Source organism: Streptomyces sp. NPDC058683 (genome assembly GCF_042716195.1).
Taxonomy (GTDB): Bacteria; Actinomycetota; Actinomycetes; order Streptomycetales; family Streptomycetaceae; genus Streptomyces.
In genome coordinates this window covers 32,990-55,792 of the sequence record NZ_JBHXSK010000050.1, presented here as the reverse complement: position 1 = coordinate 55,792, position 22,803 = coordinate 32,990, and the positions used below count along the sequence as shown (strand labels likewise).

At 75.3% G+C, this 22,803-nt stretch carries 3 protein-coding genes; all 3 read left to right on the top strand.

Annotated elements, in window-relative coordinates; all coding sequences use genetic code 11:
• Nucleotides 1-10: 10 nt before the first annotated feature.
• Genes ACFWXC_RS40815 through ACFWXC_RS40805 form a run of 3 tightly spaced genes read left to right on the top strand, consistent with a single transcriptional unit; the run spans nt 11 to nt 22,796 of the window.
• Nucleotides 11-15,889 carry a type I polyketide synthase gene (locus ACFWXC_RS40815; RefSeq protein ID WP_384487177.1) on the top strand — a complete coding sequence of 5,293 codons (15,879 nt, stop codon included), beginning with the start codon at nt 11-13 and terminating at the stop codon, nt 15,887-15,889.
• A complete protein-coding gene (locus ACFWXC_RS40810; RefSeq protein WP_384487197.1) occupies nt 15,889-21,303 on the top strand; it encodes a type I polyketide synthase in 5,415 nt (1,804 codons plus the stop codon). The genes ACFWXC_RS40815 and ACFWXC_RS40810 overlap by 1 nt, the downstream gene beginning before the upstream one ends.
• The gene (locus ACFWXC_RS40805) at nt 21,300-22,796 is read left to right on the top strand and encodes an FAD-dependent oxidoreductase (protein ID WP_384487175.1); all 1,497 of its coding nucleotides are present in this window, start codon (nt 21,300-21,302) and stop codon (nt 22,794-22,796) included. The genes ACFWXC_RS40810 and ACFWXC_RS40805 overlap by 4 nt, the downstream gene beginning before the upstream one ends.
• Nucleotides 22,797-22,803 lie beyond the last annotated feature (7 nt).

The following is a 22,803-nucleotide window of genomic DNA, read 5'->3' as shown; positions in this document are numbered from 1 at the left end:
AGGGAACCGCGTGGCTAACGAGGACAAGCTCCGGGACTATCTCCGGCGTGCGCTGACCGAGGCGCAGAGTGCGCAGCGCAGGCTCGCCGAGATCGAACAGGCCAGGCGCGAGCCCATCGCGATCGTCGGCATGGCCTGCCGCTACCCCGGCGGCGTCGGCACCCCCGAGCAACTGTGGAAGATGCTGGCCGCGGGCCGGGACGGGATCTCCGGGTTCCCCGCCGACCGCGGCTGGGACCTGGCCGGACTGCCGGTCGGGCTCGGCGGGTTCGTCGCCGACGCCGGTGACTTCGACCCCGGGTTCTTCGGGATCTCGCCGCGCGAGGCGCTGGCCATGGACCCGCAGCAACGGCTGCTCCTCGAGACCTCCTGGGAGGCGTTCGAACGCGCCGGGATCGACCCGCTCACCGCACGCGGCAGCCGCACCGGTGTCTTCGCGGGCGTGATGTACCACGACTACGCGACACTGATGGACAGCGTGCCCGAGGAACTGGAAGGTTTCATCGGCAACGGCAACGCCGCCAGCATCGCCACCGGCCGGGTCGCCTACACCTTCGGTCTCGAAGGCCCCGCCGTCACCGTGGACACCGCCTGCTCCTCGTCCCTGGTCACCCTGCACCTGGCGGTACAGTCGCTGCGCTCCGGGGAGACGACGCTGGCCCTGGCCGGCGGCGTGACCATCATGTCCACCCCCGGCACCTACGTGGAGTTCGACCGGCTCGGCGGACTGGCCGGTGACGGCCGCTGCAAGGCGTTCTCCGCCGACGCCGACGGCACCGGCTGGTCCGAGGGCGTCGGCATGCTGCTGCTGGAGCGGCTCTCCGACGCACAGCGCAACAACCACCCGGTGCTCGCCGTCATCCGCGGCTCCGCCGTCAACCAGGACGGCGCCTCCAACGGGCTCACCGCCCCCAACGGCCAGGCACAGCGCCGGGTCATCGTGGAGGCACTGACCAACGCCGCACTGTCCCCCGGGGACATCGACGCGGTGGAGGCACACGGCACCGGCACCTCGCTGGGCGACCCGGTGGAGGCGCAGGCCCTCCACGGCGTCTACGGCGCCGATCGCGAGCGGCCGTTGTGGCTGGGGTCGGTGAAGTCGAACATCGGACACACGCAGGCCGCCGCAGGCGTCGCCGGCGTGATCAAGGTGGTTGAGGCGATACGCCACGGGGTGCTGCCCCGCACCCTGCACGTCGACGAACCGACCCCGCACGTCGACTGGGCCGGCGGCCCGCTGGAACTCCTCGCCGAGTCCCGGCCCTGGCCGGAGACCGGGGTCCGTCGGGTCGCGGTGTCGGCGTTCGGGGTGAGCGGGACCAACGCGCACGTGATCATCGAGCAGGCGCCGGCTGTTGAGCCTGTATCTGTCGGCGAGCAGGTGTTGCCGGTGCCGGTGGTGGTGTCCGGGCGGAGTGCGGAGGCGTTGCGTGGTCAGGCGGCTCGGTTGCGTGAGTACGTGCTTGCCGAACCGGGCGTCGGCGTTGCGGAGGTGGCGCGTGCGGCGGCGCTGTCCCGGGCCGCTCTGGAGCATCGCGGTGCGGTGGTGGCCGCGGACCGGGAGGAACTGCTCGCCGGGCTTGAGGAGCTGACGGACGGGTCGGTCACCGGCGTTGCCGGGCACGGGGGTGGCACCGGGTTCTTGTTCTCGGGGCAGGGGTCGCAGTGGTCGGGTATGGGGCGGGAACTGTCTGAGCGGTACCCGGTGTTCGCGGAGTCCTTCGCGGACGTCTGTGCGCGGCTGGAGTCGGTGTTGGGGCGGCCGGTTCGGGAGGTGGTTCTCGATGGCGGTGATCGGCTGGATGGGACGTTGTTCGCGCAGTGTGGTCTGTTCGCGGTCGAGGTTGCGTTGTTCCGGTTGCTGGAGTCGTTCGGTGTGGTGCCGGACTTCGTGGTGGGGCATTCGGTGGGTGAGGTGGCGGCCGCACACGTGGCTGGGGTGTTGTCGCTGGATGATGCGGTCACTTTGGTGTGTGCGCGTGCCGGGTTGATGCAGGAACTGCCGCGGGGTGGGGCGATGCTCGCGGTCAACGCTACGGAGGCGGAGGTCGCGGAGGTTCTGTCCGGCGAGGTGGGTATCGCGGCGGTCAACGGGGCTCGTTCTGTGGTGGTCTCCGGTGCGGAGCAGGCGGTGGAGGGTGTTGCCGGCGAGGCGCGGGAGCGGGGCTGGCGTAACACCCGACTCAGGGTGAGCCATGCATTTCATTCGCCGTTGATGGACTCGGTGTTGGACCGGTTCCGGGAGGCGATCGCCGGGGTCACCTTCGCCGCTCCGAGCATCCCGTTCGTGTCCACAGTCGATGTCGACACGGCGCCGGTGGATGCCGACTACTGGGTGCGTAACGTCCGGAACACGGTCCGCTTTGCCGACGCGGTGGCTCACCTGCACGAGCAGGGCGTGACGAGGTTCGTGGAGGTCGGCCCGGACGCCGCGCTGACCGCCGTAGGGCCGGACTGTCTGCCGCAGGATGCGACCGCAGCTTTCATCCCGTTGCTGCGTCGCGAGCAGTCCGAAGTTCGTTCCCTGGCAAGCGGGTTGGCTCGGTTCCATGCGCATGGCGGTGGCGTCGACTGGGCGTCCTATCTGCCTGCCGCGGCCCGGGTCGACCTGCCTACCTACGCCTTCCAACGCCGCCGCTACTGGCTGGAGTCGGCCCCCGGCGGCAACCTAGCCGCCTCGGGACTGCTCCCGGCCGGCAATCCGCTGCTCGGTGCGGCCACCGCGCTGGCCGGGTCGGACGCGTATCTGCTCACCGGCCGGCTCTCGGTGGTGTCCCAGCCCTGGCTGGCAGACCACCGTGTCAATGGTGCGATCGTGCTGCCCGGCGCGGCGTTCGTGGAGCTGGCGGTGCAGGCCGCCGACCGTGTCGGCTGCGACCGGGTCGAGGAACTCGTGCTGAGCGCGCCGCTGGTGCTGACTGACACGGGCGCGGTCCGGCTGCAGTTGGCCGTCCGCGAGGCGCAGGACTCCGGCCATCGCGCCGTGGAGATCTACTCTCTGGCCGAGGACGCGTCCGAGGACGAGCCGTGGACGCTGCACGCCACCGGCACTCTCGCCGCCGGCCCGCACGAACCCGTCGCCGCCGAGGAGGTCTGGCCGCCGACGGACGCCACCCCGGTGGCCGTGGACGCCGCCTACGCCGATCTCGCCGCTCGCGGCCTCGGCTACGGACCGGCGTTCCAGGGGCTGCGCGCGGCCTGGCGGCGCGGTGACGAGATCTTCGCCGACATCGCCCTGCCCGACGAACTCCGCGACAGGGCTGGCGGGTTCGGGCTGCACCCCGCGCTGCTGGACGCCGCCCTGCACGCGCTCGCGCTCACCGACGACACCGGTACCGCGCGGCTGCCGTTCTCCTGGGCCGGCGTCCGGCTGCACGCCGCCGGAGCAGCCGCCCTGCGGGCGCGGCTCGCCCCCACCGGCGAGGGTGCCTTCGCGCTCGACCTGTTCGACGGCACCGGTGCCCCGGTCGCCTCCGTCGAAGCGCTGACTCTGCGGGCCGCGACCGGACAGGGGACGAGCCGGGTGCCCCGGGACTCGCTGTTCCGGCTGGACTGGGACACCGTCCCGGCCCCCGCCGAACCGGCCGTCGGCCGGTGGGCGGTGTTGGGTGCGCTGCCCGAGTCCCTGGCAGCCGGCCTGCGGGCCGGCGGGGCCGACCTCGCGGGTGACGGTGCCGCCGACGTCACCGTGCTGGCCGTTCCAGCGGGGCAGCCCGCCGAAGCGGTCACCGCCACCGTGCTGCGGCAGGTGCAGGAGTGGCTGGCCGGCAGCGCGGCGCCCGCCCGGCTGCTCGTGGTCACCACCGGCGCGGTCGCCACCGAACCCGCCGACCCCCCGGCCGACCCGGGAGGCGCTGCGGTGTGGGGGCTGTTGCGCGCCGCGCAGGCCGAACAGCCCGGGCGGATCGTGCTGGCCGACCTCGACGACACCGCCGAGTCCCGCCGCGCACTGTCCGCCGTGCCGGCCAACGGGCAGCCTCAACTGGCGTTGCGCCGAGGCCTGTTGCGCACGCCGCGGTTGGTCAGGTCCGAGCTGGTGCCGCCCGTGGAACCGCACTGGCGGCTGGCCGTCACCCGCCCCGGCACTCTGGAAAACCTCGCGCTGGTGCCCGCCCCGGCCGCGGCGGCTCCGCTGCGGCCGGGCCAGGTGCGCATCGCCGTGCGGGCCGCCGGGCTGAACTTCCGTGACGTGCTCATCGCTCTGGGCATGTACCCCGGCGAGGTGGCCCTCGGCGGCGAGGGCGCCGGTGTGGTCACCGAGGTCGCCGACGACGTCACCGACCTGGCACCGGGTACTCGGGTCACCGGCCTCTTCGGTGACGCGTTCGCCCCGGTCGCGGTGGCCGAGCGGGCGGCCGTGGCACCGGTTCCGGACGGCTGGACGTTCGAGCAGGCCGCCGCCATGCCGATCGCGCACCTCACCGCCCAGCTCGGCCTGGTCGAGCTCGCCGGACTGCGGGCCGGAGAGAAGGTGCTGATCCACTCCGCGGCCGGCGGCGTCGGCACGGCCGCCGTACAGCTGGCCCGGCACCTCGGCGCCGAGGTCTACGGCACCGCGAGCGAGGGCAAGTGGCAGGTGCTGCGCGACCTCGGTCTGGACGACGCGCACATCGCCTCCTCGCGGGACACCGGCTTCGCCGCGAAGTTCGGCCCGGTGGACGTCGTACTGAACTCGCTGTCCGGCGAGTTCGTGGACGCCTCGGCGGGGCTGCTGCGCCCCGGCGGCCGGTTCCTGGAGATGGGCAAGACCGACCTGCGCGACCCGGCCGACTTCCCGGACGTCGACTACCTGCCGTACGACCTGATGCAACTCCCGCCGCAGGAGATGCAGCGGCTGCTGGTCGCGGTGCTGGAGCTGTTCGCCGCGGGCGCGCTGACCGTACCGCCGCCCTCCGTCTGGCCGGTCTCCCGGGCCGTCGACGCGTTCCGGTACCTCAGCCAGGCCCGGCACACCGGCAAACTGGTGCTCACCCTGCCCCGCCGGCTCGACCCCCGGGGCACCGTCCTGATCACCGGCGGCACCGGCACCCTCGGCGGGCTGGTCGCCCGGCATCTGGTGCGCGAGCACGGCATAAGGCACCTGGTGCTGACCAGCCGCCGTGGCAGCGCCCCCGAACTGGAGGCCGAGCTCACCGGACTCGGCGCCGACGTGCGCGTGGTGGCCTGCGACGCCGCCGAACGGGACGCGTTGGCCGCGTTGTTGGCCGACGTGCCTGCCGAACATCCGCTGACCGCCGTGGTGCACGCGGCCGGGGTCTCCGACGACGGGCTGTTCACCGCGCTCACCCCGGAGCGGCTGGCCGCGACGCTGCGGCCCAAGGTGGCTGCCGCACTGCACCTGGACGAGCTGACCCGCGGCCTGGACCTGGCCGCGTTCGTACTGTTCTCCTCGGCCACCGGCACCCTCGGCGGCCCAGGGCAGGCCAACTACGCCGCCGCCAACGCCTGCCTGGACGCACTGGCCGGCCGACGGCGCGCCGCCGGGCTCCCCGCCCAGTCGCTGGCCTGGGGGCTCTGGGCCCCGCCGAGCGGCATCACCGGCGAACTCTCGGCCGCCGACCTGGCCCGGATGGCCCGCGCCGGAGTGCAGGCGCTGTCCGCCGAGGAGGGGCTGGCGCTGTTCGACGCGGCGTTGACCGTGGACGAGCCGGTGCTGCTGCCGGCCAAGGTCCGGTTGCACACCGCCGACCCGGCGCTGCTGCCACCCCTGCTGCGCGGCCTGACACGCGGCCCGCGACGTCGTACCGCCGCAGCGGCCGGGTCCGGTACGGCCACCCGTCCGGCCCACCTCACCCCCGAGGAACTGCTGACCCTGGTGCGCGCCGAGACGGCCGCCGTCCTCGGCCACGCCGACGCCGACTCCGTCGACCCGCGGGCGGAGTTCCGCGCACTCGGAGTGGACTCGCTGTCCGCGGTAGAACTGCGCAACCGGCTCACCGCGGCCACCGGCACCGCCCTGCCCGCCACGCTGGTGTTCGACTACCCGACCCCCGCCGCGGTCGCCGGACGCCTGCACCAGGACACGCCCGAGAACACGCCCGCGCCGGCCCCGGCCGGTGTCGGCACCGACGAGCCCATCGCGATCGTCGGCATGGCCTGCCGGTTCCCGTCGGAGATCCGCTCCCCGGAACAGCTGTGGCGGTTCCTGCTCGACGGCGGTGACGGCATCACCGGGTTCCCGGCCGACCGCGGCTGGGACCTGGACTCGCTGTTCGACGCCGACCCCGACCGGCCGGGCACCTCCTACACCCGGCACGGCGGATTCCTGCGCGCCGCCGCCGACTTCGACGCCGACTTCTTCGGCATCAACCCGCGCGAGGCGCTCGCCACCGACCCGCAGCAGCGGCTACTCCTGGAGACCTCCTGGGAGACCTTCGAACACGCTGGGATCGACCCGGCCGCGGTGCGCGGCAGCCGGACCGGGGTGTTCGTCGGCGTGATGCGCCAGGACTACGGACCGATGCTGCACCACGCCGCCGAGGGCGTGGAGGGCTACCGGCTCACCGGCAGCGCGGCCAGCGTCGCCTCCGGCCGGCTCGCCTACACGTTCGGCCTGGAAGGCCCCACCCTGACCGTCGACACCGCCTGCTCGTCCTCGCTGGTGGCCCTGCACCTGGCCGCCCAGGCGCTGCGCCGCGGCGAGTGCGACCTGGCGCTGGCCGGCGGGGCCACCGTGATGGCCACCCCCGGGCTGTTCGTGGAGTTCTCCCGGCAGCGCGGCCTGGCAGCCGACGGCCGGTGCAAGTCGTTCTCGGCCGACGCCGACGGCACTTCATGGTCGGAGGGCGCCGGGATGCTGCTCGTGGAGCGGCTCTCCGACGCCCGCGCGGCCGGGCACCCGGTGCTGGCCGTGGTGCGCGGCTCCGCGGTCAACTCCGACGGCGCTTCCAACGGGCTCACCGCCCCCAACGGCCCGTCCCAGCAGCGGGTGATCCGCACCGCGCTGGCCACGGCCGGACTGTCCACCGGGGACGTGGACGCGGTGGAGGCACACGGCACCGGCACCACCCTGGGCGACCCCATCGAGGCGCAGGCCCTGCTGGCCACCTACGGCCAGGGCCGGGACGGCGAGCCGCTGTGGCTCGGGTCGGTCAAGTCCAACATCGGGCACACCCAGGCCGCCTCCGGTGTCGCCGGGATCATCAAGATGGTCCTCGCCCTGCGGGAAGGGCTGCTGCCCCGCACCCTGCACGTCGGCGCACCCAGCCCGCACGTGGACTGGGCCTCCGGCGCGGTGTCCCTGCTCACCGAGGCACGGCCCTGGCCGGAGACCGGCCGGGCCCGCCGTGCCGCCGTGTCCTCGTTCGGCGTCAGCGGCACCAACGCGCACATCGTCATCGAGCAGGCCCCGGCCGAGGCGGCTCCGCAGCCGCGGGACCGGACGCCCCTGCCGCTGCCGGTCGTGCTCTCCGCCCGCACCGAGAGGGCCCTGACCGCCCAGGCCGCCCGGCTGCTGACCCACCTCGGCGACCACCCGGACCTCGAACCGGCCGCGCTGGCGCACTCGCTGCTGACCACCCGCGCCGCGCACCCGCACCGGGCGGCGGTGCTGACCGGTCCGCATGCCGGGGGGCTCCACACCGGACTGGCCGCCCTCGCCGACGGCACCCCCGACGCCGACGTGGTCACCGGCTTCGCCGCCGACGCCGGGAAACTGGCCTTCCTGTTCCCCGGCCAGGGCTCCCAGCGCCTCGGGACCGGTCGCGAACTGGCCGCAGGGTTCCCCGCCTACGCCGAGGCGTTCGACGCGGTGTGCGCCGAACTCGACCGGCACCTGCCCCGGCCACTGCGCGAGGTGCTGTTCGCCGCCGAGGGCAGCCCCGAGGCCGCCCTGCTCGACCGCACCGACTTCACTCAGGCCGCGCTGTTCGCCGTCGAGGTCGCACTGGTCCGGCTCACCGAGAGCTGGGGGCTGCGCCCGGATCTGGTGGCCGGCCACTCCGTCGGCGAGATCGTCGCCGCACACATCGCCGGAGCGCTCACCCTGCCCGACGCCGCCACGCTCGTCACCGCCCGCGGCAGGCTGATGGCGGCGGGCACGGCGGGCGGCGCGATGGTCGCCGTCCAGGCCACCGAGGCCGAACTCGCCCCGCTGCTCGCCGAGTACGCCGGGCAGGTGCGGCTGGCCGCCGTCAACGGCCCGACCGCGGTGGTGGTGTCCGGCGACGCCGACGCGGTCGCCGAGATCGGCGCGCACTGGCGCGAACGAGGCCGCCGTACGCGGCAGTTGCGGGTAACCATGGCCCCGCACTCCCCGCACATGGACGGCATCCTGGACGAGTACCGGGAGATCGTCAGCGGCATCCCGTTCGGCGCGCCACGCCTGCCGGTCGTGTCCACGGTGACCGGGGCGCCGCTGTCCGAGCGGGAGATCACCGACCCGGAGCACTGGGTGGCCAACGTCCGGGACAGTGTGCGGTTCCTGCCCGCGGTGCGCGCCCTGGCCGCGGCGGGGGCCACCGCGTTCGTCGAGATCGGCCCGGCCGCCGCACTGACCGCGATGGCCCGCGACTGCCTGACCCCGGCCGAACCCGACGACGAGCCCGACAACGGACCCCACTCCGGAACGGTCGTGCTGCCCACCCTGCGCGACGGCCGGGACGAGTTCCCGGCCCTGCTGGACGCGCTGACCCGGCTGCATGTGCACGGCATCTCCGCCGACTGGGCCGCGGTCACCGAAGGCCGCGCACCGGCGCCGGTCCCGCTGCCCACCTACCCATTCCAGCACCGCCGGTTCTGGATGACCGGCGAGACGGCCGCCGACGCCGGCGCGGCCGGCCTCGGCACCGTCGGGCACCCGCTGCTCGGCGCGGCCGTCACGCTGGCGGACGGCGCCGGGGTGCTGTTCACCGGGCGACTGTCCACCACCGCCCAGCCCTGGCTGGCCGACCATGTGGTGGCCGGCCGGATCGTGCTGCCCGGCACCGCGTACGTCGACCTCGTCGCCCGCGCCGGGGACGAACTCGGCTGTGGCTGGATCACCGAACTCACCCTGGACGCACCGCTGGTCCTGCCCGAGCGGGGCAGCGCCGCACTGCAACTGGTGCTCGGCACCCCCGACGACCAGGGCCGCCGGACGGTGACCCTGTACTCCCGGGCCGAGGCGGGCACCACCGACGAGCCGTGGACCCGGCACGCCACCGGCACCGTCGAACCGGCGGACGACAGCGCGCCACCGTTGGGCGACTGGCCCCCGGCCGAGTCCGAGTGGGGTGAGCCCGGTGGGCTGTACGAGCTGCTGGCCGACCGTGGCCTCGCCTACGGACCGGTGTTCCGGGGCCTGCGCCGGGTCTGGCGGCACGGCGAGGAGCTGTACGCCGAGGTCGCCCTGCCCGAACCGGCCGAGCCCGCGGGCTTCGGGGTGCACCCGGCGCTGCTGGACGCCGCGTTGCACGCCCTGGCCACCGACCCGGAGGCGACCACGGCCGCCCTGCCGTTCGCCTGGACCGGCGTGACCGTCCGGCAGCCCGGAGCCGACTCGCTGCGGGTACGGCTGACCCCGGCCGACGGTGGCTTCGCCATCGCCGCGTACGACGGTTACGGCGCCCCGGTGCTCACGGTGGACCGTCTCGCGCTGCGCCCGATCCCCGCCGGACTGAGCGCCGGAGACGCCGGGACCGAGGCACTGCACAGGGTCGACTGGACGCCAGTGCGCACCGCCGCGGAGGACCCCGTGCCCACCGACACCGAGTCCCCCGATGCCATCGAGCTCGGCGCGGATCTCGACCTCACCGCGGTGACCGACCTCGGAGAGTGGCTGCTCGCCGCGCTGCCCGCCACCACGAACGACCCGGCCGGCATCGCCACCGCCACCCACCGCGCCCTGGCCCTGCTGCGCACGTTCCTGACCGAGGAGCGGTTCGCCGGCACCACGCTCGCCCTGCGCACCACCGGAGCCGTCGACGGCACCGACCTGGGCGCCGCCGCCGTCTGGGGCCTGGCCCGCTCCGCCCAGTCGGAGAACCCGGGCCGGATCGTGCTGCTGGACAGCGACGGCAGCCTGCCGGACCCCGTCGCCCTGGCCACCGGCGAGCCCCAACTGGCCGTCCGGGACGGCATGGTGCGCGTGCCCCGGCTGGTCCGCGCCGACGTCGGCGAGCCCGCCGTATGGCACCCGGAGGGCACGGTACTGATCACCGGCGGTACCGGCGCCCTCGGCTCGGTACTGGCCCGGCACCTCGCGGCCGAGCACGGCGTACGGCACCTGCTGCTCACCGGCCGCCGTGGGCCCGACACTCCGGGCGCCGCCGCACTGGTCACCGATCTCGCCGAACTCGGCGCCACCGCCCGGGTGGTGGCCTGCGACGTGGCCGACCGGGACGCGCTGGCCGCCCTGCTGGCCGGCATCCCCGACGCGCACCCGCTGACCGCCGTGGTGCACGCCGCCGGTGTGCTGGACGACGGGATGCTCGCCGCGCAGACCCCCGAGCGCATCGACCGGGTGCTGCGGCCCAAGGCGGCCGCCGCACTGCACCTGGACGAGCTGACCCGCGGCCTGGACCTGGCCGCGTTCGTGCTGTTCTCCTCGGCCGCCGGGATCCTGGGCAGCCCCGGACAGAGCAACTACGCCGCCGCCAACGCCGTCCTGGACGGCCTCGCCGCCCGCCGCCGCGCGGCCGGCCTGCCCGCCGTGTCGCTGGCCTGGGGCCTGTGGGCCGGGGGCATGGGCGACACGGCGGACGGCACCGCCCGGCAGCGCATCGAACGCCTCGGTGTGGTGCCGCTCGAACCGGCCGAGGGCATGCGGCTGTTCGACGCCGCCGTACCCGGCGAGAACGCCCTGGCCGTCCCCGTCCGGCTCAACCTGGCCGCGCTCCGCGAGCAGGCCCGCACCGTCCCGCCGGCCCCTGTGCTGCGCGGCCTGGTCCGGGTCCCGGCCCGCCGCGCCGACGGCACCGGCGCGCTCCGGACGGCGTTCGCCGGGCTCGACGAGGCCGCCCGCGGCCGGCTGGTGCACGACACCGTACGCACCGCGGTCGCCGCCACCCTCGGCCACGGCGACGCGGCCGAACTGGGCGACCGGCGCGCCTTCACCGATCTCGGCTTCGACTCGCTGACCTCGGTGGAACTGCGCAACCGGCTGGCCGCCGGCACCGGCCTCGCGCTGCCCGCCACCCTGGCCTTCGACCACCCGAGCATCGCGGCCACCGCCGCCTACCTGCTGCGCAGGCTCACCGCGACCGCCGCCCCCGCGCGCACCGCACCCCGCCGCACCGGCCCGGCCGACGAACCGATCGCCATCATCGGCATGGCCTGCCGCTACCCCGGCGGAGTGCGCTCCCCGGAGGACCTGTGGCGGCTGGTGAGCGGGGACGGCGACGGGATCTCGCCGTTCCCCACCGACCGCGGCTGGAAGACCGAACAGCTCTACGACCCCGACCCCGACCGCGCCGGGCGCACCTATCTCACCAAGGGCGGATTCCTGCACGACGCGGCCGACTTCGACACGGGGTTGTTCGGGATCTCGCCGCGCGAGGCCCTCGCCATGGACCCGCAGCAGCGGCTGCTCCTGGAGACCTCCTGGGAGGCGCTGGAGCGCACCGGCATCGACCCGCTGTCCCTGCGGGAATCCGACACCGGCGTGTTCGTCGGCGTCATGTACCACGACTACGCCACCCGGCTCCCCAGCACCCCGCAGGACGTCGAGGGCTACCTCGGCGCCGGCACCGCGGGCAGCGTCGCCTCCGGTCGGGTCGCCTACACCTTCGGCCTGCAGGGCCCGGCGGTCACCGTCGACACCGCCTGCTCCTCCTCTCTGGTCACCCTCCACCTCGCGGCGCAGGCGCTGCGGGCGGGGGAGTGCTCGCTGGCTCTGGCCGGCGGCGCGACCGTGATGTCCACACCCGGAACCTTCATCGAGTTCTCCCGGCAGCGCGGACTGGCCGCCGACGGCCGGGTGAAGGCGTTCTCCGCCGATGCGGACGGCACCGTCTGGTCCGAGGGCGTCGGCCTGCTGGTGGTGGAGCGGCTCTCCGACGCGCGCCGCAACGGCCACCGCGTCCTCGGTGTGCTGCGCGGCTCGGCGGTCAACCAGGACGGCGCCTCCAACGGACTCACCGCCCCCAACGGCCCCTCCCAGGAACGGGTCATCCGCACCGCCCTCGCCGCCGCCCGGCTGTCCCCCGCGGACGTCGACCTGGTGGAGGCGCACGGCACCGGCACCGCCCTGGGCGACCCGATCGAGGCCCAGGCGCTGCTGGAGACCTACGGCGCCGATCGCGAACAGCCCCTGTGGCTCGGGTCGGTCAAGTCGAACATCGGGCACACCCAGGCCGCCGCCGGGGTCGCCGGTGTGATCAAGGTCGTCCAGGCGATGCACCACGGGGTGCTGCCGCGCACCCTGCACATCGGCGAACCGACCTCGCACGTGGACTGGTCGGCCGGTGCGGTACGGCTGCTCACCGAGGCACGGCCGTGGCCGGAACGGGAGGGGCCGCGGCGGGCGGCGGTGTCCTCGTTCGGGATCAGCGGCACCAACGCCCACGTGATCATCGAACAGGGCCCGGAGGTTGCGGCCCCGCAGCCGGCGCCCCGGCGGGTGGTGCCGGTGCCGCTGTCCGGCAACACCGAGGCCGCACTGCGTGCCCAGGCCGGCCGGCTGCGCACCTGGCTGGCCGCCGCACCGGAGGCCGGAATCGCCGAGTCGGCCGCCGCGCTGACCACGGGGCGCGCCGCGCTGACCCACCGCGCCGTGGTGGTCGCGGCCGACCGCGAGGACCTCCTCACCGGACTGACCGCGCTGGCCGCCGGCGACACCGCACCGCACATCGCCACCGGAACGGCCGGGACCACCGGCCGCACGGTGTTCGTCTTTCCCGGTCAGGGGGCACAGTGGGCGGGGATGGCGGTGGAACTGCTGGACTCCTCGCCGGTGTTCGCGGAGCGGATGGCCGAATGTGCCTCGGCGCTGGGCGAGTTCGTGGACTGGTCGCTGTTCGGTGTGCTGCGGGGTGAGTCTGGTCAGCCGTCCCTGGAGCGGGTGGACGTCGTACAGCCGGTGTCGTTCGCGGTGATGGTGTCCCTGGCCGCGTTGTGGCGGTCGTTCGGCGTCGAGCCGGATGCGGTGGTGGGGCATTCGCAGGGGGAGATCGCGGCGGCGTGTGTGGCGGGGGCGCTGTCCCTGCGCGACGCCGCATTGGTGGTCTGCGTGCGGAGCGGGCTGATCGCCGGGGAACTGGCCGGACACGGCGCGATGGCCTCCGTGACGCTGCCCGCCGACGAGGTGACCGCCCTGCTGCCCCCGGGCGTGACGGTCGCCGCGGTCAACGGCTCCGCCTCGACGGTGGTCTCCGGCGACCCGGCGGCCCTGGACCGGCTGCTGGCCGACTGCGAGGAGCGGGGCACCCGCGCTCGTCGTATCGCGGTGGACTACGCCTCCCACTCCCCGCAGGTCGAACGGATCGAGGCACGACTGGTCGAGGCGCTCGCGGAGGTGCGCCCGCGGACGGCGGACGTGCCGATGTTCTCCACGGTCACCGCCGACTGGGCCGATACCGCCACGCTGGACGCGGAGTACTGGTACCGCAACCTCCGCCAGACCGTTCATTTCGAAGCCGCCGTCCGCGCCTTGGCCGAGCAGGGCCACCGTGGCTTCGTCGAGGTCAGTCCGCACCCCGTGCTGACGCCCGGCATCGACCAGACGCTGGACGGGGTGACCGTCGTGGGCTCGCTGCGCCGCGACGAGGGCGGCCTCGAACGGTTCCTGCTCTCCGTCGCCGAGGCACAGGTCGCGGGGCTCCCGGTGCAGCTGACGGCCGCCTTCGACGGCACCCGGCCCGCCCCGCCGGACCTGCCCACCTACGCCTTCCAACGACAGCGCTACTGGCTGACCGCCCCGGAGCACACCGGAACGGACGCGGCGGACGGCACGTTCTGGGCGGCCGTCGACCCGGCCGACCCCAAGGCCCTGGCCGACCTGCTCGGCGTGCCGGCCGAACCGCTCGCCGAGGTCCTGCCCGCACTGGCCGCCTGGCGCGCCGCCCAGGAGACGACCGCCACCACCGACAGCCGGCGCTACACCGTGGGCTGGCGGCCCGTCGAGGCCACCGACGCCGTGCTGAGCGGCACCTGGCTGGTGGTCGGCCCCGACGACCAGGCCCTGGCCGAGGAGTGCGCCGCCGCGCTCGGCCGCGCCGGGGCCGAGGCCCGCGTGGTCGACCTGGAGACCGTCGCGGCCGAGGCCGGCACGGCGACCGGGGTGGTTTCCCTGCTCGGCCTGGCCGAGGGCCCGCACCCGGACCATCCCGCCGTGCCCACCGGACTGGCCGCCACCCTCGACCTGGTGCGCGTCCTCGCCGACACCGGCACCGCGCTGTGGCTGGTCACTTCCGGGGCGGTCGCCGCCACCCCGGCCGACCGGCTGCGCCACCCCGAACAGGCCATGCTCTGGGGCCTGGGCCGCACCCTCGCGCTGGAGCAGCCGAAGCTGTTCGGCGGCCTCGTCGACCTGCCCGAGGATCCGGGCCGGGGACTCGACCGGCTGGCCGCGCTGCTGGCCGGCACCGAGGACCAGGCCGCCGTACGCGAGACCGGGCTGCTGGTGCCGCGCCTCGCGCACGCCCCGCTGGGCGGGCGCACCCCGGCCCGGCCCTGGCAGCCCACCGGGACCGTGCTGGTCACCGACGGCCTCGGCCCGATGGGACTGCCGGTGGCCCGCTGGCTGGCCGCGGGCGGCGCACAGGCGCTGGTCCTCACCACCGACGACCCGGCCGCCACCGCACCGGACGACCTCGGCGTCCCGGTCACCGTCAGCACCTGCGACCCGGCCGACGAGACCGCGCTCGCCGAACTGCTCGCCACCGTCCCCGCGGAGACACCGCTGACCGCCGTGGTGCACACCGCGGGCACCCTGCGCTCCGGCCCGCTGGCCGGCACCGACCTCGCCGAGGTCGCCGCCACCCTCGACGCGAAGGTACGCGGCGCGGCCAACCTGCACCGGCTCACCGGGGAGTTGGACGCCTTCGTGCTCTTCTCCTCCGTCGCGGCCACCTGGGGCGGCAGCGAACAGGGCGCGTTCGCCGCGGCCAACGCCTACCTCGACGCGCTGGCCCAGCACCGGCAGGCCCGCGGGCTGCCCGCCACCGCCGTCGCCTGGGGCCCCTGGGAAGGCGCCGGGTTCGGTGCCGCGGACGCCGATACCGAGGCCCGGCGCCGAGAGGAACTGCGCCGCCGGGGCGTGCTGGCGCTGCCCCCGCAGGAGGCGCTCGCGGCGCTGGCCGACGCGGTGCGGCACGCCGACACCACTGTGACTGTCGCCGACGTGGACTGGGCCGGCTTCGCACCCGCGTTCACCGCCGCCCGGCCCAGCCCGCTGCTGGGCGACCTGCCCGAGGTACGGGACGCGCTCACCACCGTGACCGGCGAACCGGACGCCGCCGAGTCCCGGCTCGCCGACCGGCTCGGGGCGCTGCCCGAGGCCGACCAGCAGCGCGAACTGGTCGAGCTGGTACGACGGGAGGTCGCCGTCGTCCTCGGGCACGGCGACCCGGACGCGTTGCCCACCGGGCGGCCGTTCACCGACCTCGGCTTCGACTCGCTGGCCGCGGTCAACCTGCGCAACCGGCTCGGCGCGGCCACCGGCGTACGGCTGTCGGCCAGTGCCGTGTTCGACCATCCGACCCCCGCCGGACTCGCCGACCACCTGCGCAGGCAGCTGGTGGTGCCGGCCGCGACCGCCGTCGGCTCGCTGGACGAGGAACTCGACCGGCTGGCCGGAGTGCTGGCCGAGGTGTCCGGCGAGGACGACCGGCGGCGGGCGCTGGCCCGGCTGCAAGGACTGGTCGGCCGGCTGAACCCGCGCGCCGACGGCGGCCGCGAGTCGGTCACCGAGCAGCTCGGGGCCGCCAGCGACGAAGAGATCTTCCGGTTCATCGACTCGGAGTTGAGCTGATCATGAGTGATGTCGACCGTCTCCGCGACTACCTGCGCAAGGTCACCGTCGACCTGCACGAGACCCGGCAGCGGTTGCGGGACTACGAGCAGCGCGACACCGAGCCGATCGCCGTCGTCGGCATGGCCTGCCGCTTCCCCGGCGGCATCGCCTCGCCCGAGGACCTGTGGGAGGTGGTGGCGGCGGGCCGGGACGTGATGTCGGCCTTCCCCACCAACCGGGGCTGGCCCCTGGACCGCCTCTTCGACCCCGACCCGGACCGGCCCGGCACCACCTACGTCAAGGAGGGCGGGTTCCTCTACGACGTGGCCGACTTCGATGCCACGTTCTTCGGGATCTCGCCGCGCGAGGCCCTCGCCATGGACCCGCAGCAGCGGCTGCTCCTGGAGACCTCCTGGGAGGCCCTGGAGCGGGCGGGCATCGACCCGCTGTCGCTGCGCGGCAGCCGGACCGGCGTGTTCGTCGGCAGCGGCGCCCAGGACTACGGGATGCTCGCCGCGCAGGCCGCCGAGGACCTGGAGGGCTACCTGCTCACCGGCAACGCGGTCAGCGTGCTCTCCGGACGGCTGTCGTACACCCTCGGCCTGGAGGGGCCCGCGCTGTCCGTGGACACCGCCTGCTCGGCCTCCCTGGTCGCCCTGCACCTGGCCCGCCAGTCGCTGGCCCGCGGCGAGTGCTCGCTGGCGCTGGCCGGCGGCGCGTCGGTGCTGTCCACCCCGGCCGGGTTCGTGGAGCTGTCCCGGCAGCGCGGCCTGGCCCCGGACGGCCGCGCCAAGGCGTTCGCCGAGGCTGCCGACGGCACCGCCTGGGCCGAGGGCGCCGGGATCCTGGTGGTGGAACGGCTCTCCGACGCGCGCCGCAACGGCCACCGCGTGCTCGCCGTGGTGCGCGGCTCGGCGGTCAACCAGGACGGCGCCTCCAACGGGCTGACCGCCCCCAACGGGCCCTCCCAGGAACGGGTCATCCGCGCGGCGCTCGCCGACGCGGGCCTGGCCGCCGCCGACATCGACGCCGTCGAGGCACACGGCACCGGCACCGCGCTGGGCGACCCCATCGAGGCCAACGCGCTGCTCGCCACCTACGGCCGCAACCGCCCCGCCGACCGGCCGCTGTGGCTGGGCTCGCTCAAGTCCAACCTGGGCCACGCCGGTGCGGCCGCCGGGGTCGGGGGCATCATCAAGACGGTGATGGCACTGCGCGGCGACCGGCTGCCGCGCACCCTGCACGTGGACGCACCCACCTCCGAGGCGGACTTCGCCTCCGGCGCGGTGGCGCTGCTCACCGAGGAACAGCCCTGGCCGGACACCGGCCGCCCGCGCCGCGCCGGCGTCTCCGCGTTCGGCATCAGCGGCACCAACGCACACGTACTGCTGGAACAGGCCGACGAGTTCGCGGCACCGGAGCCGGACCGCGAGAACCCCACCGACGACCGCGGCACACCGACTGCCACACCACGTCCGCGCCCGGCCGCCACCCCGGTTCCGCTCCCCGTCTCCGCCCGCACCCGTGAGGCCCTGCACGCGCAGGCCGAACGCCTGCTGCCCCTGGTACGGAGTGGCATCCCGCTGCCCGACCTCGCCGCGGCCCTGCTGCACTCCCGCGCCGCCCTCGACCACCGCGCCGTGGTCGTCGCCGCCGACCCGGACACCGCCGCTGAGGGACTGGCCGCCCTGGCCGCGGGCCGGTCGCACGACACCCTGGTCAGCGCCACCGCCGTACCGGACGACCGGGTGGTGTTCGTGTTCCCCGGCCAGGGCTCCCAGTGGGCCGGCATGGCCGCCGAACTCCTCGACTCCGCCCCGGTGTTCGCCGCGCACCTCGCCGAGTGCGACACCGCGGCCCGCGCCTTCGTGGACTGGTCCCTCACCGACGTGCTGCGCGGGGCGCCCGGCGCGCCCGACATGGAGCGCATCGAGATCCTGCAACCGGTGCTGTTCGCGGTGATGGTGTCGCTGGCCGAACTGTGGCGCTCCTACGGCCTCACCCCGGCCGCGGTGGTCGGCAGCAGCCAGGGCGAGATCGCCGCCGCCTGCACGGCCGGGGCGCTGTCCCTGCACGACGCGCTGAAGATCGTGGTGCTGCGCAGCCAGTTGTTCGCCGACGAACTGCGCGGCAACGGCGCGGTGGTGTCGGTGGCCGCGCCCGAGGAGCAGGTCCGTGCCCGGCTGGCCGCCCAGGGCGACGCGCTGCACATCGGCGGGGTCAACGGCCCGAACGCGGTCACTGTGGTCGGCGAGCAGGCCGGCCTGGAGCGGTTCGTCGCCGAGGCCACCGCCGACGGGCTGCGTGCCCGGCTGGTCGCCTCCACCGTCGCCTCGCACTGCGACCAGGTGGACCCGCTGCGCGACCGCATCCTGGACATGTTCGCGGACGTACGGCCCACCGCCACGGAGGTGCCGTTCTGCTCCACGGTCACCGGCGACTTCACCGACACCGGCACCCTGGGGGCGGAGTACTGGTTCGACAACGCCCGCCGGCCGGTGGCCTTCGACCCGGCCGTGCGCACCCTGCTGGCCGCCGGGTTCCGGTACTTCGTCGAGGTGAGTCCGCACCCGGTGCTGGTCACCGCCGTGCAGGAGATCGCCGAGGACGCCGGAGCCGATGCCGCCGCGGTCGGTTCGCTGCGCCGCGAACAGGGCGGCCTGGACCGCTTCCTGCGCTCGGCGGCCGACGCGTACACCCGCGGCGCCCCGGTCGACCTCGACGCCGCCCTGACCGGCCGGGAGACCGCCTGGGTGGACCTGCCCACCTACCCCTTCCAACGGCAGCGCTACTGGCCGGAGCCCGACCCCACCGCCGCCACGGCCACCTCCGATCCGATGGAGTCCGGCTTCTGGGAAGCGGTCGAGAACGCCGACCTGGCCGGCCTCAGCGACGCCCTGGAAGTGGACACCGCACCGCTGGCCGCCGTACTGCCCGCGCTGTCGGCGTGGCGACGGCAGCGGCGGGAGCGGTCCGTCGTGGACTCCTGGCGCCACACCCTGGACTGGCGGTCGGTGTCCGACCCCGCGAGCGCCCGGCTCTCCGGGGACTGGCTGCTCGCCGTACCCCCGGGGCACACCGGTCCGGAAGCCGACGCGCTGTCCAGGCACGGCGCCCGGGTGATCCGGGTCGAGGTCACCGTCGGCCCGCCGGACCCGGAAGCCCTGCGCACGGCGCTGGCCGACACGCAACCCGCCGGTGTGCTCGCCCTGTTGGCCTGGCCGGCCGCCGTGACCCTGGTCCGCGCCCTCGTCGAAGCGGGCGTGGCGGCCCCGCTGTGGTTCACCACCACGGAAGCGGTGGCCCTGGACGCCGAGCCGGACGGCGACCCGGACCGGGCCGGGCTGTGGGGCCTGGCCCCCACCGTGTCCCTGGAACACCCCGCCCTCACCGGCGGCATCGTCGACCTGCCCGCCCAGGCCGACGAACGGGCGCTGACCCGCTGGTGCGCGGCGCTGTCCGGGCGGACCGGCGAGGAACAACTGGCCGTCCGCCCCGCCGGGTTGTTCGCCCGCCGCCTGGTACGCAGCCCGCTCACCGCCCCGGCGGGCGCCGGTTGGCGGCCCACCGGCACCACCCTGGTCACCGGCGCGGACACCGCCGTCGGCGCGGCCACGGCCCGCTGGCTGGCCGCGGCGGGCGCCCCCGCCCTGCTGCTGACCGCCGACCCGGACACCGCCGTGGCCGCGGACCTCGTCGCCGAACTGCGCGACCTGGGCGCCGAAGTACACACCGCCGCTTGCGATCTGACGGACCGTGAGGCAGTCGCGGAGCTGCTCGCCGGGCGGCCGGTCACCGCCGTGCTGCACACCGCCGTACCGCTGACCGAGGCGCCGCTGACCGCCCTCGACGGCAGTGTCGCACCCAACCCCGGGGTCACCGCCGCCCGGCATCTGCACGACCTCACCCGCGACACCCCGCTCACCGCGTTCGTGCTGTTCTCCTCCGTGTCCGGCACCTTCGGCGGTGTCGGCCAGGCCGGTTACGCCGCGGCCGCCGCCGCACTGGACGCGCTGGCCGAACACCGCGCCGCCGCCGGGCTGCCCGCCCTGTCGGTGGCCTGGGCGCCCTGGGACGACCCGGCCGACACCGGCGGGGTGGCGGCCACCCGCCGGGAACGGCTGGCCGGCCGGGGCATCGCGGTCCTCGACGAGCACCGTGCCCTGGCCGCGCTCGGCGCCGCGCTCACCGCCGGGGACACCCGGCTGCTGCTGGCCGACGTGGACTGGCCGCGGTTCCGGGCCGCGTACACCTTCACCGGACCGCGCCCGCTCATCGCCGACTTCACCCCCGACCGCGGCCGCCGCGAGCCCACCGGCCCGTCCACTCCGGACGCCGGCCGGTTGGCCGCCCTGCCCGCCGCCGAGCGGTACGGCGCGCTGCTGGCCGCGATCGCCGGACAGGCCGCGGCCGTCCTGGGCTTCGCCGACGGCTCCGCGATCGACCCGGCCCGCCGCTTCCTCGAACACGGCTTTGACTCGCTGACCACCCTGGAGCTGCGCAACCGGCTGTCGGCGGCCACCGGGTTACGGCTCACCGCGGCCACCCTGTTCGAGTACGACACCCCCGAGGCGCTCGCCCGGCACCTGCGGGGCGAACTCGGCCCGGACCCGGCCGCCGCCCCCGAGGCCGGGATGTTCACGGGCCTGTGGCGCGCGGCGGCCGAAGCCGGGAAGACCGGCGAGTTCGTCGAACTGCTCGGCTCGGCGGCCAAGTTGCGCACCACCTTCGGCTCCGCCGGCGAGGCGGGCCCGCTGCCCGGACCGGTGGAGCTGACCGCCCACGACGAGGGCCCGCTCCTGGTCTGCCTGCCCACCGTGCTGGCCACCTCAGGACCGCACCAGTACGCCCGGTTCGCCGCCGGGCTGCACGGCCGGCGCGCGGTCTCGGCACTCGCCCTGCCCGGCTACCTCGACGGCGAACCGCTGCCCGCCGACCGGCCCGCCGCGATCGAGGCCGCCACCCGGCAGGTGGAGGCGGCGGCGGGGGAGCGGCCGGTGGTGCTGGTCGGCTACTCCTCGGGCGGTCTGCTGGCCGACGGCGTCGCCGCCGAGCTGACCGCGCGGGGCCGGCCGGCCGCCGGACTGGTCCTCGTCGACACCTTCGTCTTCGGCCCCGAACTCCCCGCCGAAGGCGCCGCCCTGTTCGAGCAGATGTTCGCGAGGCTGGCCGAGAACGGCGCGGTCACCGACGCCCGGCTCACCGCCATGGGCGGCTATCTGCGACTGCTCACCGACTGGGAACCCGCCGCCTCCGCCACGCCCGTCCTGGTGGCCCGCGCCACCGAGCCGCTCACCGGGTTCGACCGTCCGCCCGCCTCCTGGGCGTACCCGCACGACGTGGTGGAGCTGGCCGGCGACCACTTCACCGTCCTCGAAGAGCACGCCGACCGTACTGCCCAGGCGGTGCACGAGTGGTTGGAGAAACAGTGACACAACGACGTACCACCGTTCTGGTCGTCGGCGCGGGCCCGTGCGGCCTGGCCATGGCCGCACAGCTCAGCCGGCTCGGCGTGGCGGTCACCGTGGTCGACGCGGCGGACCATCCGCACACCGGCTCCCGGGCGATCCTGCTGTGGCCGCCGGTACGGGAAGTGCTCGGCGAACTGGGGCTCGCCGAGCGGGCCGCCCGCGACAGCGTCCAGCCCGCCGCGCTCCACTACCACCTGGGCTCCGGCGGCAGCGTGCGCGTGCCGCTCAGCGAGGCCAACGCCCCGCTGGTGCTGCCCCAGGAGCACACCGGCCGGCTGCTCGCGGAGGCCTTGGCCGACCGGGGCGTCGACGTCGAGTGGGGCACCCGGGTCACCAAGGTCGCCCCGGACGCGCACACGGTCACCGTCACCGCCAGCCGCGCGGACGGCACCACCACCGAGATCGAGGCCGACTGGGTGGTGGGCGCGGACGGGCTGCACAGCCAGGTCCGTGCCCAGCTGGGCATCGACTTCTCCGGGGCCCGGTTCCCGGCCACCTTCCTGCTCGCCGAGGGACGTATCGCCGGCGAGCACGGCACCGGCGGGATCAGCACCGAGGAGATCCACTACTTCCTCGCCGACACCGGGGTCGCGCTGATCGCCCCGCTGCCCGGCGGCGAGTTCCGCATCTCCGGCGCGGTCCCGGACGGCACCGAGGCCACCGCCGAGCAGGCCCAGGCACTGCTGGACGAGCGCGGCCCCGGCGGGCTCCGCTTCACCGAGGTGCGCACCGTGACCCTGTTCGCCAGCGACGAGCGGGTGGCCGGCGCGCTGCGCGCCGGCCGCTGCTTCCTCGTCGGCGACGCCGCCCACGTACACAGCCCGATTGGCGGCCAGGGCCTCAACCTGGGCATCCCCGACACCCGCAACCTCGCCTGGAAGCTCGCCGGCGTGGTGCACGGCCGGCTGCACGAGTCGGTCCTGGACACCTACGACCCGGAGCGCCGCGCCGCGATCGAGCAGACCCTCCAGGCCACCGGCCGGATGGCCCGGCAGGCCGTGGTCGGCCCGCTGGCCCGTCAGATCCGCAACATCACCTGGCGGTTGCTCGACGCCACCGGCGTACTGGCCCGCGGCTACGCCCCGATGCTGGCCGGCTGGCGCAGCCACTACCCGGACGTCCTCTTCGGCGGCACGGAACGCGCCCGGCCGCGCCCCGGCACCCGGGACCCCCGGTGGATCCCCAAGCCGGCCGACGAACTGGCCGGCCGGTTCCAGCTGATCACCTACGGCGGCAAGGACACCCGACTGGCCACCGAGGCGGCGGAGTTGGCCGACCGACTGCCCGAACTGGTCGCGCACTTCCCGCTGGACGGACCCGCCGAGAAGTACGTGCTGCTGCGCCCGGACGGCTATGTGGCCGCCGGCGGCCCCGCCGACCGGTTCCCCGGCGCCGCCGCGAAGCTCGCCGCGCTGGTCCCCACCCCGTCGTCACCGGCCGGGCCCGCCCGGTGACGGCCGA